The 14,129-nt window shown below is 35.4% G+C and carries 12 protein-coding genes; 5 read left to right on the top strand and 7 right to left on the bottom strand.

What is annotated here, in order from left to right:
• Positions 1 to 25 precede the first annotated feature (25 nt).
• From AC3DU7_RS09865 to AC3DU7_RS09855, 3 genes are all read left to right on the top strand, one after another.
• The gene (locus AC3DU7_RS09865; protein WP_488039176.1) at positions 26 to 1,024 is read left to right on the top strand and encodes an ABC transporter ATP-binding protein; all 999 of its coding nucleotides are present in this window, start codon (positions 26 to 28) and stop codon (positions 1,022 to 1,024) included.
• Between the two features lie 546 nt (positions 1,025 to 1,570).
• Positions 1,571 to 2,215: a DUF1963 domain-containing protein gene (locus AC3DU7_RS09860; protein ID WP_488039175.1), complete on the top strand. Its 645-nt coding sequence runs from the start codon at positions 1,571 to 1,573 to the stop codon at positions 2,213 to 2,215.
• Positions 2,216 to 2,265: 50 nt separating this feature from the next.
• A complete protein-coding gene (locus AC3DU7_RS09855; RefSeq protein WP_488039174.1) occupies positions 2,266 to 3,054 on the top strand; it encodes an ABC transporter permease in 789 nt (262 codons plus the stop codon).
• A 51-nt stretch (positions 3,055 to 3,105) separates the two neighbouring features.
• Here AC3DU7_RS09855 and AC3DU7_RS09850 read toward each other — a convergent pair whose 3' ends face one another.
• From AC3DU7_RS09850 to AC3DU7_RS09830, 5 genes are all read right to left on the bottom strand, one after another.
• Positions 3,106 to 3,339 carry a Uma2 family endonuclease gene (locus AC3DU7_RS09850; protein ID WP_488039173.1) on the bottom strand — a complete coding sequence of 78 codons (234 nt, stop codon included), beginning with the start codon at positions 3,337 to 3,339 and terminating at the stop codon, positions 3,106 to 3,108.
• Entirely contained in the window at positions 3,263 to 3,673 is a 411-nt protein-coding gene (locus AC3DU7_RS09845) for a Uma2 family endonuclease (RefSeq protein ID WP_488039172.1), read from the bottom strand. The genes AC3DU7_RS09850 and AC3DU7_RS09845 overlap by 77 nt, the downstream gene beginning before the upstream one ends.
• Positions 3,674 to 4,417: 744 nt before the next feature.
• Complete coding sequence (locus tag AC3DU7_RS09840) at positions 4,418 to 4,852, bottom strand: hypothetical protein (protein WP_488039171.1); 435 nt, start codon at positions 4,850 to 4,852, stop codon at positions 4,418 to 4,420.
• Positions 4,853 to 5,167: 315 nt separating this feature from the next.
• Entirely contained in the window at positions 5,168 to 6,595 is a 1,428-nt protein-coding gene (locus AC3DU7_RS09835) for an SLC13 family permease (RefSeq protein WP_488039170.1), read from the bottom strand.
• A gap of 9 nt (positions 6,596 to 6,604) precedes the next feature.
• Positions 6,605 to 7,849 carry an RNA-guided endonuclease InsQ/TnpB family protein gene (locus AC3DU7_RS09830; protein ID WP_488039177.1) on the bottom strand — a complete coding sequence of 415 codons (1,245 nt, stop codon included), beginning with the start codon at positions 7,847 to 7,849 and terminating at the stop codon, positions 6,605 to 6,607.
• Positions 7,850 to 8,214: 365 nt separating this feature from the next.
• Here AC3DU7_RS09830 and cysC point away from each other — a divergent pair, with 365 nt between their 5' ends.
• Positions 8,215 to 8,796, top strand: a complete 582-nt coding sequence (cysC, locus tag AC3DU7_RS09825; RefSeq protein ID WP_488039169.1) for an adenylyl-sulfate kinase — start codon at positions 8,215 to 8,217, stop codon at positions 8,794 to 8,796.
• 469 nt (positions 8,797 to 9,265) lie between these two features.
• On the opposite strand, the gene AC3DU7_RS09820 is transcribed toward cysC, so the two are convergent.
• Complete coding sequence (locus AC3DU7_RS09820; RefSeq protein ID WP_488039168.1) at positions 9,266 to 10,435, bottom strand: phytanoyl-CoA dioxygenase family protein; 1,170 nt, start codon at positions 10,433 to 10,435, stop codon at positions 9,266 to 9,268.
• Positions 10,436 to 10,637: 202 nt separating this feature from the next.
• On the bottom strand, positions 10,638 to 11,765 hold the full coding sequence (locus tag AC3DU7_RS09815; RefSeq protein WP_488039167.1) for a RuBisCO accumulation factor 1: 1,128 nt from the start codon (positions 11,763 to 11,765) through the stop codon (positions 10,638 to 10,640).
• A gap of 1,337 nt (positions 11,766 to 13,102) precedes the next feature.
• On the opposite strand from AC3DU7_RS09815, the gene AC3DU7_RS09810 reads away from it, so the two are divergent.
• A complete protein-coding gene (locus tag AC3DU7_RS09810) occupies positions 13,103 to 13,966 on the top strand; it encodes a response regulator (RefSeq protein ID WP_488039166.1) in 864 nt (287 codons plus the stop codon).
• Positions 13,967 to 14,129 lie beyond the last annotated feature (163 nt).

The following is a 14,129-nucleotide window of genomic DNA, read 5'->3' as shown; positions in this document are numbered from 1 at the left end:
TAACTCAAATTAATATTCAAAACTTATGTCTATTATAGTCGCTAAAAATCTAAGCAAAATCTACCCAGTAGCCATCAAAGAACCAGGAATTAAGGGAACACTACGTCATTTTATACGTCGCAACTACCAATATGTTAAGGCAGTTGAAGATATTACATTTGAAATAAACCCGGGGGAAGTGGTGGGATTTCTCGGACCCAACGGCGCTGGTAAAACTACTACTCTGAAAATGCTCACAGGTTTAATTCATCCGTCTCAGGGTATAGTTAAGGTGGCAAATTATGTCCCCTTTGAGCGCAAAAGAGAATTTTTAGAGCAAATTACTTTAGTCATGGGGCAAAAACAACAGTTAATCTGGGATTTACCAGTGTTAGACTCCCTGAAAATTAATGCTGCTGTTTATGGTCTTTCTGATCAAGAGTATTATGGACGGTTGATGGAATTAACGGAGATGTTGTCCCTAGAGGGAAAGTTGAAGCAACCAGTCAGAAAATTATCTCTGGGGGAGCGGATGAAGGCAGAGTTAATGGCGGCGTTGTTACATCAACCGAAAGTTTTGTTTTTGGATGAACCAACTTTAGGTTTAGATATAAATGCACAAGTGGCAGTGCGGGAGTTTTTGCAAGAGTATAATCAACGTTATCAGGCAACTGTGTTATTGACGAGTCATTATATGGCTGATATTACGGCTTTGTGTAAGCGGGTGTTATTGATATATCAAGGTCAGTTAATTTATGATGGCAGTTTAGATGGTTTACTTGATCGCTTTGCTCCTTATCGAGAGGTACAAATAGAATTACTTAATCCTGTGTCTACGGATGTAGATAATTTTGAGCAACATTTATCTAATTATGGGGAAGTGGAATTATTGGAAGGCCAGTCAGTACATTTGTTGGTACGCCGAGAAAATTTAACGGCAACTGTAGCTCAGATTTTGGCAGAATTAGAAGTGCAAGATTTAACGGTGACTGACCCACCTATTGAGGAGGTCATTGGTAGAGTTTTTCGTGCAGGAAAAGTTTAATTTAAGTCAAAAGTCAAAATTCAAAATTCAAAAGTCAAAAGTTGTAATTTTTCTGAATTAATATTACAGCAATTACCGAGTTGATGATAACTGATAACTGATAACTGAAATGACTAATATTCCCCCAGAAATTCAACCCTATAAACGTAATGCTTGGAAACCAATAATTATTGATGGAGATGGGGATTTAACTGCTTGTGACATACTCCCACACTAAGCAGGTGCTATAGTGTGGGCTTCTCGTTTCGCAGCCCCGGTATCCCGTCGGGCTCCACGAGCTTTAAGAACGGAATGCCCTGCCGCTCTTTTTGCACATAAAAAACTGCTCACCTAGTTCCGCAATAAGATTTTATGTTTTCCCACGGTTGACTAGAAATTTGGGCCAACAACCCCATATCCTATTGAATTTTCATGGTTCATTACTGGCGGCGATGAGCTGCAGACCAGCGTAATTCGATGATAACATAAAAATTTGTAAATTAATGGAACATCGAGTCCCATTAATTTACCGCCGATTCATCTGGTCGCCAAATCACAGATTATGGCGTGAGGCTCAAGAGCGATTTAGCTAAATTTGCAGGTAAACCTTGGTTAGCAAAAGATGAACAATGGCCGAAATGTCCTCATTGCCAAAATCCTTTACAATTCTTTCTTCAGCTAAACCTTAATACCTTACCAGAAGCATTAAAAAATGAATTTGGCAGCGGTATTTTACAGATGTTTTATTGCACTGATGCAGAACTATCTTGTGATTGCGATTATGAAGGATGGGAACCATTTTCCGAAATTCATTTAATTAGAATCGTTCAGCCAGAAGGAAAAGCACAAGATGTAAAAATTCCTGAAAATCAAGAAATTTTTCCTCCTAAATTAATCGTCGATTGGCAATATCTAGAAGATTATCCTAATTATGAAGAAGCAGCAGAACTTGGTGTAGAATTAGATTTTAATTTAGATGAATTATTTATCGATAATTTCCCAATTGAAGGAGATAAATTAGCAGGTTGGCCTCTATGGGTTCAGGGAATAGAATATCCTAATTGTCCGATTTGTAATGAAAGAATACGGTTAGTTTTTCAGGTTGATTCTGAGGATAGTTTGCCTTTTATGTTTGGGGATGCTGGTTGTGGTCATATTACTCAATGTAAACATCATAAAAATCAGGTAGCATTTGCTTGGGCTTGTGGCTGATATAGCACTCATAAAATTTTTCCTTCTTCCTTCTTTAACCATTAAAAACCATGAAAAAACTTATCAAAATTGCTAAAGTTTTGCTCTCTACTTACTACGCTTATATGTTAGAGTATAGAGCCGAACTATTCTTATGGATGTTGTCATCTTCTTTGCCTTTTATTATGATGGGAGTCTGGGTAAAAGCTGCAGGAGTAGGTGAATTTGAATTAGATGGAGCGCAGTTTTCTAATTATTTCTTAGCTGTATTTATTGTCCGCTCAATCACACCTGTTTGGGTGATTTGGGATTTTGAAATAGAAGTAGTTCAGGGGAAATTATCTCTTAAATTATTACAACCGATAGATCCGGTGTGGCATCATTTATTTGGTCATATTGGAGAAAGGTTGGCTAGAGGACCTTTTGTCTTAGGTTTAATATTATTATTTATTGCTCTGTATCCCCGGATATTTTGGCTGCCAAGTTTGAGTGATTTTTTGTTATTTTTAATTGTAGTAGTAATAGCATTTGCATTACGATTTTTAATTCAATATACAATGGCTTTGTTTGCCTTTTGGATAGAAAGAGTTAGCGCCCTTGAACAGCTTTGGTTTTTACCTTATATGTTTTTATCGGGAATAACTGCCCCATTAGAAGTGTTTCCAGAATCAGTGTCTCAAATATCGTTATGGACTCCGTTTCCTTATATCGTTTATTTTCCTGCTTCTATCTTAGTGGGATTTCCTGTGGATATTGGACGGGGTTTATTGATTATGTTTGCTTGGGGTGCAATATTTTTTGGGTTAAATCGTTGGTTGTGGCGAAGGGGGTTAAAGCAATATTCGGGGATGGGGGCCTAATAATTAATAATTAATAATTAATAATTAATAATTGTTGAGTACTTTCCTTCTTCAAGCATTAAAAATTGTAGCAACTTTCAAATTAAGCGTTCTAAATCCAGGAGATAATATTAAATCATTACCAGAAAAGCTACCTAATTCTGTATAATTTTTTCCTATTAATTCTAATACTAAGATAGTTTGAGTTTCAGGGTCAACAATCCAATATTCAGCAATACCACAATCTTGATATTGAATTTTCTTCGCAATATAATCTCTCTCTCTGTATCTCTCCAGGACTAACAACTTCAACAACTAATAAAGGAGGAGACATAGAAAGGCGAATTGTATACCGCTTTAATAATTGTTGAATATGTTCTTCTCGGATTATAGTCAAATCGGGATAACGGTTTTTAGGCTCACCTCTAACCTCTAATTCTAATCCTTGACCCCGTACTCGACGATGACCTAAAAGCAAGGCAAATTTCAGCAATAAAAAAGTAGCTATTTCAACATTTAAACCTGATTCAGGAGGCATTTCAATTAATTCACCATTAAATAATTCACAGAGTTTTTCTGAATTGTTACTGTATGATAAATATTCTTCAAAGCTTTGAAATTTATGTTTAACTTGTACCATCAGATTCACTTATTTCGTCAAGATTGTATATATGCGATGAATCAGGAAAAAAAGCAGGAAAATTATAGATTTTATCGCTCAATTCAGATAAAATAAGTTGATATAAAAAATAGTAAGTAATAGAAAATACGGAGGGAGATTTTTTGATATAGCAGTTGAAGTAAAGGACGCAGACATCTCAAAAGTTTAAAACTAAAACAACGCCAGATTTTCCCTTCTTTATTCTGATATAACTGATTATTTGAATATAATATTATTGACCGAATAATTAAGCTTTAAAGCCTACATTCCGCACGAAAAAACGTAGCATAAAAATATAAGTCATGCATCGAGTGCTAATTGGCAAGGTTTCCTGCGGGGCACCTACTGTGCAGAAATAGTTCCGCACACAGCCCCTCCAGAATGTAAGATTCACATCTGACAGTCAAAAGTCAAAAGTCAAAAGTAAGAATTTAAGAAGTAAGAAGTAAGAAGAAAATTTATAGTGGTCAATAAGAGTTAATAATTTAGCAAGTATTTATGCTTAATATTTAACTGAAAATTTGACTTTTGAGAAGTAATTTGTACAGTATAAATATTTACCAATAATCGAAATTGTATACTACTTTTAATGTTACGTTCTTGACGTGCGGAATGTGGGTTAAAGCCTATCCTTTAAAGGAGAAACAAGAAAAATTTTTCCTTTGAGTCAATCCTCTTCTTTTCAAGGAAAGGTAATAGTTAATAATTAATTATTAATTGTTTTTAATCTTCCTCAAGATACTCTGCTACACTTGGTAAGCTGCCAATTTTAGCAGTAAGTAGCTGAGGGCCAGCCACAATAATTTTTATTGCATCTTCCTCTACAAGCTCAAACAGATATTCTTCTAAACTAGGTCTTTCTATTACTTCCTGAATGTCTAATTTTACTTCTTTTTCTTTAGCTTTACGCTTTACCCGCTTCAAAACATCATTAGCTAGAGCGCGATAACCATCCAACATAGAGTTTTGAAGTTTATGCAAAGGATTAGACCCTAACCAACCAGTTTGCCCCAGTTCCCCAATAACATCATTAATTGAATTATTATTAATAAAAAACACAACTCTCAATTTGGCTTGATTTTGTTGAGCTTCTGAAATTCCTTTCCACATTGCTTTATCGTAAGCATAGGGATTTGCAACCACTAACCAAATATTCATATCTTACCGAATAATTAAAGTTTAAAGCCTCTCCTTTAAAGGAGAAACAAGAAAAAATTTTCCTCTGAGTCAATCCTCTTCTTTTCAAGGAGAGGTAATTATTAATTATTAACTAGACAGTGCAAAGTTCTTGAAATAAATATTGCTAGCTAAGGCTTTCAGCAATCTAAAGATTAAAAACTCTTTATTCAGAGCTGTAAATACTGTAAGGATTTTACGGTAATACTTTCAGCTTTCAATGCTAATTGTTCTTGGGAATAACTTTGTACTCTCCAGTTATTAATTATTAATTATTAATTATTAATTATTAATTATTCAAACCCTCAGCCCAAATAAAGGCCAATAAAATTTCGCCATTGCCAAGAATATCAAAGTCCCCACTAATTTTAGCAACAAGCCACGCTTAAAAGCTTCAGCAGGCGACACATAACCACTACCAATAATAATGGCCATTACTGGGGTACTAACTGGCAAAAGAAAAGCCAGACCTGATGGCAGAGTAATACCCAATGTCATTGCTCTAGGGTCTATGCCATATTTAGCTGCTAAAGCAAGTCCAACAGGCATCAAAACTGCCACAGCAGCAGCATTACTCATTCCTTCCGTCAAAATAGTAATAATTAACACCATTGCCACAAAGCAAATTAAACCAGAATTAATCCACGATCCCAATAAGCTCTCTGCTAATGCTTGTGCTGCTCCTGTATCTCGTAACACTGCACTTAGAGCAATAGCACTACCATACATTAAAAAAATACCCCAGTTAACGTCTTCTTCTACTTCTTGCCAACTTGCCAACCCAAAAATGAAGCTACACATCACTCCAAAGAAAGCTATTGTATCTAGTCCCCAAACTGTTCCTCGAAAAATCCACAATAAAACTATCCCTGTTACTAAAACTAATGTACCAATTTCTCTTGGTGAAATTCCTCCCAGACTTTTTGACCTAATTTTGAGAAATTTTAGGGCGTTTGGTAAAGACACAACTGTACCTTTTCCTATTTGGAGTAATATTACATAAGCAACTGTCAACAGTAATACAACTAGAGGAATAGACCAGATAAACCATTCCACAAAACTGACATCGTATTCTCCGTTAGTAGTGCTGCGAAGAACTCCTAATGCTAGTGGCGCTCTGGCACCTCCAAGTAAAGTTGCAATACCACCAATACCGCAACCCCACCCTAAAGCTAAGAATGCTGCTAGTCCAAAACGTCCACCGGGTTTAGCTCCTGCTGCTTGTATAACTTCTATCACTACTGGAAATAACATTGCCGTAACAGCGTAGGAACTAATTACAAAAGACATTACGGCCGAAAGAATTAAAATAGAGGCAATTAAAGTATTTTGGGTATTGCCAAAACGGGAAACTACTGTTAATGCTAGACGGGTACTCAGTCCTGAGCGTTGAATAGGACTGGCTAAAATAAATGCTCCTAATACAAAAAATACTGCTTTGTTGCCGAAATAGGCATAAGTTTCTGTGGCAGACATACTACCACTGAGAGGAATTAAAAATAAGACCATTAAGCCTGTGACTGCTACTGGTAAGGTATTCGTTGCCCACAGGAAAGCTGTTACCCCAAATACTGCTAAAGCTCCTTTTGCCTCTTTTTCTATTCCTGCTATTGGAAACAGGAGAATGCTTACATAGATCAGTGCTGCAGCTACAAACCAAAGCCAACGATACTGAGGTTGACGAGATATGCGTAACCAACTACGAAGATGTCTGATATTTTCCATTTATATGAGTTAAGTTGCGGAGAGTGAACTACCCCAACTTGCTACGCTAAAGTTGGGTGGGGCTTCTGAACTCACAGGGGAGTGCCTCAAGACGGACTTACGCCCACCTTTTGGTCTTACTTCCCCTCCTTCAGCAGCAGTCCTTCCAAGACTGTATAGTTGTCTAATGTTTTCTGCTCTAATATTCTTGCTGGCATTTTCGTCTCTATCATGCTGTGTGCCACAATTCGGACAAGTCCACTCTCTCATCTCTAATGGCATTTCTGACATTTGGTAAAGACAATTACAGCAAGTTTTAGAACTAGGAAACCATCTGTCAATTTCTATTAACAAACCACCTTTTTGTTGTAGTTGATACTCAAGGAAATTGACAAACATCCTCCATCCGACATCAGATATTGCTTTAGCTAGTTTATGATTACAAACCATACCCTTGATGTTCAAATTCTCAACGACCACTACCTGATTATCATTGACGATTTTTCTTGATAATTTATGTAGAAAGTCTTGAGGGGCATTACTAATACGTTCGTAAACCCTAGCCACTAGCTGGCGTGCTTTTTGTCTTGAAATACTTCCTTTTTTCTTACGAGCTAATTTCTCTTGTTTTCTTGCTAAGTTTCGCTCATGTTTCTTGAGGTGTCTCGGATTATCATATTTAGATGTTTTTTCTCCATCATGGGTAATACAGAAATCTTTTAATCCCAGATCTATACCAACAGTCTTACCAGTTAACACAATCTCAGGAGTTTCTTGTTCAGTGTCGAATAACAATGATGCATAATACTTTCGAGTGGGTGTTTTAGTAATAGTTACAGTTTTTAATTGACCGTCAAACAATCTATGAATTGAGGCTTTAATTACCCCTACTTGAGGGATTTTCACTCCATTGTCAACTACAGATGTGTTTTGAGGATATTGACAGGATTGCTTCCCATGATCAGATTTGAATCTCGGGTACTTAGCCCTTTTTTCAAAAAAGTTCTTAAATGCCTTGGTTAGGTTCAGGGTCGTTGACTGCAAAACTTGAGAATAACATTCTTTCAACCATGCAGTTTCTTCAGATTTTTTGAGTTTGGGCAAAACTTGATTGAGAGCAACTTGGCTTAATCTCTTGCCTGTTTGTTGATAAGTTTCATTGCACAGGTTTAAGGCATAATTCCACCACCATCTAGCACACCCCATAACTTGAGTTAGTTTTTGGGATTGTTCGGGTGATGGGTAGATTCTGACTTTGATGGCTCTGTACAAAATAGATAGGGCAAAAAAACTCAGCTTGACAACAAATTATTATGGCACAAGATTTGCTGAGAGTGGTCGCTCCTGCAGATTATTCACTGGTCATAATTCATCCTCACCCTATAGAGGGATGGGGAATTCTTGCGACATTGGGTTAAATTGATGATGCTATGAGGAATTTAAAATAATTTTTACTCTTTCAATATGGCTTTGATAACTGATTGAGATGTTAAATTTTACACTATATTTAACTTGTGGCAAGCTAAACATTTATCATATCATAGTAAATATTTCAAGTCAAGAAAATGATGAAACTTTAAATTCCTAAAATTCCTATTTTTATTTGGGATTTAAACTTTGTTTTTTATAGGATGTTGTTAATGGAAAAAATCAATCAAACTGGTTTAACAGTGTGGTTTACTGGTTTAAGCTGTGCTGGTAAAACTACTCTAAGTTTAGCTGTGGCAGAAGAGTTGCGATCGCTTGGTTATACGGTAGAAGTTCTTGATAGTACTGTTGTTCGTCAAGACCTTGGTAAAAGTTTGGGTTTTAGTAAAGTTGACCGAGATGAAAATATCCGCAGAATTGGGTTTTTAGCCCATCTTTTAACTCGTAATGCTGTGATTGTTTTAGTATCTGCTATTTCTCCTTATAATCAAGTTCGAGCTGAGGTTAGAAAAAGAATTGGCAATTTTATGGAAGTATATGTTAATGCACCTTTAGAAGTTTGCGAAGCACGAGACAAAAAAGGACTTTATCAACTTGCCAGAGCTGGAGGAATTAAAGAATTTACTGGCATTGATTTACCTTATGAAGCACCTCCTCATCCTGAAGTTGAATGTCTAACTGACTTAGAAACAGTTACTGAAAGTAAGGAGAAAGTTATACAGAAGATGAAGAATTTAGGTTATTTAGAACCTAGCGATCCCTCTTATATTAACGGTTATTTTGTACGAATTTAGGAAATTTATTTGTAAGCATTCAGCGGTCAGCTATCAGCTATCAGCTATTGTTTTTAGTGAGTGATAAAAGCAATATTTAAGCACAAGGTATTATTGCTGATAGCTGATGGCTAATAGCTGAATGCTTACATTTATTTAACTCAGTTTTATGGTTCTAAAGTTGATTTATTTGAATCATAAAGCTGAATTTTTTACCAGACAGTATTAGACATCTCCAGAAGAGAGGGAATAGGGAATAGGGAATAGGGAATAGGGGGAAATAATTGATAATTTATGTACGATAATTGATTGAATTTTTGATTTTTGGAGATGTCTATTGTTTACAGAATATTCGATAGATTGTAAGCATTCAGCTATTAGCATTCAACATTTCCGTTTGTCATGCTACGCAAACAGATGCATAAACCTACAAGCAAGACTACCAAGGTTAGATTGTTACTTTTTCTTTTCTGCGGAATGCTTACTATAATTAAGATTGATATAACTGAGTTCTTAACCTTTCTAATTCTGTCTCAATTGACTGATTGTGAGCTTCTGATAATTGAAATTTTGTTTGACAATTATATAACTGACTGCGTAACTTTTCTAATTCTGACTGAACTGTTTGAAGTTGAGGTTTTAATACACTCAGTTCATCCTGAGATTCCATTGCCATAGGTCGTAATTTTTCTAATTCTGCCTGAAATTGTAACAGTTTATATTTTAATCTTTCTACTTCATACTGTTCGGGACTAACTTCAACTTTTTCTCCATTATAAATATGATCTACGACTTTTTCTGTCATAATATTTCTTACTTCTTTCAGATGAATTCTATGTAAAAACGGGTCTGAAAGTAAAGGAATATAATACATACAGTCAGAGAAATAATAATGCGTTACTTGACTATATCTGGTGCGGTTTTTATCTAAAACTGGACTACCCCCATGTAGTAAATTTGCAGCCCAAATTAAAGCTTGCCCTTTCTTAACATAAAGTTCTACTTTTTCTAAACCATTATGTTTAATTAATGACTGTAAAAATTCTTCATATATGGGATAAACATCATAAGGTTTATTTTGATAACTACCTGTAATTCCTAAGTCATTTAAATCAAACATTGGTAATTTATGACTGCCAGGATAATAATGTAGCGGACCATTATTTGCATCTATATCTTCAAGAGCCACCCAAACTCCACACATAAACCTAGCTGGCATTGAACTAAAATGTATGCTGTCACTATGAGTAGATTGTTGAGTACCAAACTTAAAATTTAAGGTTTGAAATGGGATTGGTTCGCGCTGATAAAGTATTTTTAATAAGTTAATAATTTTGGGAGAAGTGGCAATTTCTTTGACATCTTGATTGAATGTCCAAGCATCTTGAATTCGGTCATGATAAATCCAAGCTGATTCTACTTTGCCTTTGTCTCCATATATGGGAGTTAAATCTTTAACTATTCTGTCTGTAGTTTCTGCAATATTTTCTATGCCTAAGTCGTCTATGATTACATATCCTTGTTCGGCAAATCGTTTGACAAGTTTTTTGGTCTTTTTGTCTAAAGTTAACTGGCTAAAAATCTGTTCAAAAAATGGTGAATCTACCAAAGGTACATTCATCAGAGGAAGAGTAAACTTTTTATCTTTTGTTTTGCTCATAATTTGTGAATAAATAAAGAAGCAAGTAGGAGCAAAAAATTATATATAGCAGTTTTCATTTAGATAGTATCAAATTAAAGTCAGGTAGTTATATATTAAATCTGTATTTTCTGCCTTATAGCGGACTTCATTTTGGTAGGCTACTACAGGGACGTTCCATGGAACGTCCTTAAAAAGTTTTGCTGGTGAAAATAGTGAACTATTATTCCTCAAATTGCAAAAGGTCTTTCACAAATTCTTGATCGAAAATCTTTTTAGGTCTTAATACTAGCAAAACCCGTCCGAGTAAAGGTATATTAGGTAACTCATCAAAACACTGCATCTCTATCTTCCCAGCTTGGTCTACTATAAAATAACCATCCTCATGCCATTCACGTTGAGAGCGATCAATAATTAACAAAACTTCTTCAGTTTCTCCCGGTATTGGAGTAGGCAAGCGATCGCTATTTTCAATCACTACTACAGGATCTTCTGCTTGCATAACAACTCGCCATCCAGGTATCCCTACCCAGGCACCTGCTCCACCAGCAAATTTTACTATTCCATGAGACCCCACCTCCTCAACTATAGGTACAGCTTTTAAATCTTCCGTGTTCAGGGGTAATTTTCCCACCACTGGTAAAACGCGAGGCAGCTCTTCTTCTGACTCCATTCGATAAATTGGCAGACGGGGTGCTGGTCTCTGGGAAACAATAGTAAAATCAGTTAGTAATTGTTCAAGTTGTTTTCTAGCTGGTTGAGAATCAGCTAATTTAAGACCTTTGGCAATGAGACGAGACCGATGTTGTAAGTCGTTTTGCTGCCTAGCTAGTTTCCAACATTGATAGGCTACTATATCTCCAGGGCGATCGGAAAATCCTTCTGGTATAGTTTTCATCCGAGCAAAATCCTTTATGGCCTTTGCTAAGTCTTTAGCATCATCAACATCAAAATTATGCTCAACTATAAACTTAGTTGCTATAACTCTTTGCTCTTGAGTTAAAATTCTCAATTCGTAAAGAATATCACTACCCGATCTTTCAAAGCGTGATAAAAAACCTGTTTCACTTTGTGAGTGCACATTTTTTTCGGTTTTGGCATTGATAATATTGATAATACTGGTATATACTTGAGAGCCTACTATCACCTGATTTTGCTGTACAGGTTCAAATCCTGTTGCTTCAAATATTTGCTGAGAAGTATATCCAGCTTTTTGTAGTTTTGCACAAGCTTGTCCCCACTCTACCCAATTACTTTCTTTGCGACGTAGCAAACCAATTAAGTTTTCTGTCTCTATTGAGTTTGTTGATTTTTCTTGAGAGTTAGGGGAATTTTCTGGTGTTTCGATCATAGTTGAGGGCGCACTTTTTTTAGTTTAAATGAATGGATAAGCCTTTGATCATGCTACCTAAAAATATATCAGCTAGAGATATAAGGCCATAAATTAATTTATTTCTTAAGATACAACACCAAAAATTAAGTAGAATAATTTCTGGCTATAGTTCATGAAAATATATTCACATAAGAAATATCCTTATTTTGCAGGTGTTACCTTGACTGGGCGAACTACAACACCATGCCAGTTACTTTAAGCCGGGGAATCAATCCAATGCACTGGCTCCTCTGTATTCATGATCAAATATAAAAGGGAGCTAATTTTCTCACATTGGTTCAGAAAACCGTTTGATTAGTCCTTTGCTAGCGGTACAATACAAACCTCTTTGTACTCTTTTTTCTGAAAAGGTGACTTGATTATTATTACCTTTTTTGTATATTAGGAAGAATATCATTATCTATAAAACTTACTTTTGACGCATAAGATTCTTCTGTAATAATTACCGAATAATTAATAATTAAATAATTAAACAATTCAGCTTTATTAACCTCCCGTTGAAATGTTTCTTTTCCCTAAAATGATTCAAGCATTTTATGAATTTTTATGATTATTTAGTCTGTAATTATCAGCCAACTTCATTATACTATTAGATCTATGGTCGAGAGTTATTAATTTTTGTCAAATATTTAGTAGCTGTTTAAGTAGCCTGGTGTAATTAAATATTACTATGTGATTGTGACTAAAACGGACTGGAAGGAAACAATCTTAAGGATTTTAACTAGTTTATATTTTTTTACACAGTGATGGTTATTTGTACCCACTTACTTAGTACAAATTCACACAGATATTTGACATTGTTTGACTTTTTATAGTCATAATATTAAGATAAAAAGTTTTTAGATGATAATATCTTTCAAACCACTATTTCATCTTAACATTGGTTGGAAGACCCGCCCTCTCAATCTCGGGAGCGTCGGGAAGATGGCAATAATCATGCCTATTCGCAAAAAACACCACAATCTGTTAATATTATGGCACTTGGTGGGCATTAAACAAATTGCTTCTGATGGGAGTAGGGCTTTTCTTATACCTGGCCTAGTTAAGACTGGATCAGATAATAAAATTTAAGATGAAACTCTTAAGCATCCAATTATATCAGCTTTGGGTTAAAGCTATTTTTGGTATAAATTAATTTTAAAAAATGTGGAGAAGATGTCGAAAATTGAATTAGTATCATGTTATTTCGGGGTTACAATTGCAGAGGTTTGTTTGAATGGAAGCAATTCCTCAACAGTTAGTTAGATAGCATAAAAAGCCAACTGATGAGCTTAACTAGAAGAAAAAAGCCTAAAATGCTAGTGGTAGATGATGAACCAGATAATCTGGACTTGCTCTACCGCACCTTTAGACGAGATTTTAGCGTACTAAAAGCTGAAAGTGGAATTCAGGCTTTGGAAATTTTGGCATCAGAGGGAGAGGTGGCTGTCATTATCTCCGATCAACGAATGCCAGAAATGAAGGGTACAGAATTTTTAAGTAAAACATTGCCCCAGTTTCCTAATACTATCAGAATTATTCTGACAGGATTTACTGATATTGAAGATTTGGTGGAAGCAATTAATTCTGGACAAGTACATAAGTATATTACTAAGCCTTGGGACCCTAATGAACTAAAAAAAGTTGTAGAAAAGGCAGCACATACTTATGAACTTTTGAATCAACGTACTGAAGAATTGCTAAAAGCTCAAAATCAATTGGAATTGTTGAGCAATGTGGTTAATATATCTCAAAATTCTGAGAGAATAGAGCAAGCTCTAGAGGAAATTGCATCTGTCTACAGAGAAGCTTTTCCTTGTGATGTATGTATTTTGCAATTGATTGAGGATAATGCTCTAACTTCAATTGAAGGAGTTAGTAGTAGTTTGGGTGAGGTGGACAATTGGTTAGCGGACGATCCTCTAGCAATTGAAGCGATCGCCTCTCAAAAGTTACAAGCTGTAATGGATGTATCAGCAAATACTGGGCTTTCTAATGCGAAAAATTATCAAGCTTTAGGAATAAATACTCATATTGTTATGCCAATTTCCTATCGGCAAAAACTTATGGCCTTGATGTCCTTACAATGGCAAAAACCAAGTAGAGTACGTCTAGAAGAACTTGAGACAATTAATATCTCTACTCAAATACTGGCATTGGCTTTGAATAGTTTTGCATAGCTGAAATTATCCTATAATCTTTACTTACTAAGTAATTAGGTAGGCCAAATATTTATATTCAGATAAATTTACTTTCCTAGCTCCGCTTCTCTCTACAACTCTACATAAATTTGTTACCGAAAAATCGTGGGTATGCGCCTCCCCTTTTAAGGGGATAAAAAGC

It is taken from the genome of Okeania sp. (genome assembly GCF_983059655.1).
Note: the sequence above shows the minus strand (reverse complement) of the source record. Positions and strands in the feature narration are given on the sequence as shown.

Coding starts and splice junctions, on each gene's coding strand:
- AC3DU7_RS09865 (WP_488039176.1), top strand. CDS start 26: ATGTCTATTATAGTCGCTAAAAATCTAAGCAAAATCTACCCAGTAGCC.
- AC3DU7_RS09855 (WP_488039174.1), top strand. CDS start 2,266: ATGAAAAAACTTATCAAAATTGCTAAAGTTTTGCTCTCTACTTACTAC.
- AC3DU7_RS09845 (WP_488039172.1), bottom strand. CDS start 3,673: ATGGTACAAGTTAAACATAAATTTCAAAGCTTTGAAGAATATTTATCA.
- AC3DU7_RS09840 (WP_488039171.1), bottom strand. CDS start 4,852: ATGAATATTTGGTTAGTGGTTGCAAATCCCTATGCTTACGATAAAGCA.
- AC3DU7_RS09835 (WP_488039170.1), bottom strand. CDS start 6,595: ATGGAAAATATCAGACATCTTCGTAGTTGGTTACGCATATCTCGTCAA.
- cysC (WP_488039169.1), top strand. CDS start 8,215: ATGGAAAAAATCAATCAAACTGGTTTAACAGTGTGGTTTACTGGTTTA.
- AC3DU7_RS09820 (WP_488039168.1), bottom strand. CDS start 10,435: ATGAGCAAAACAAAAGATAAAAAGTTTACTCTTCCTCTGATGAATGTA.
- AC3DU7_RS09815 (WP_488039167.1), bottom strand. CDS start 11,765: ATGATCGAAACACCAGAAAATTCCCCTAACTCTCAAGAAAAATCAACA.
- AC3DU7_RS09810 (WP_488039166.1), top strand. CDS start 13,103: ATGCTAGTGGTAGATGATGAACCAGATAATCTGGACTTGCTCTACCGC.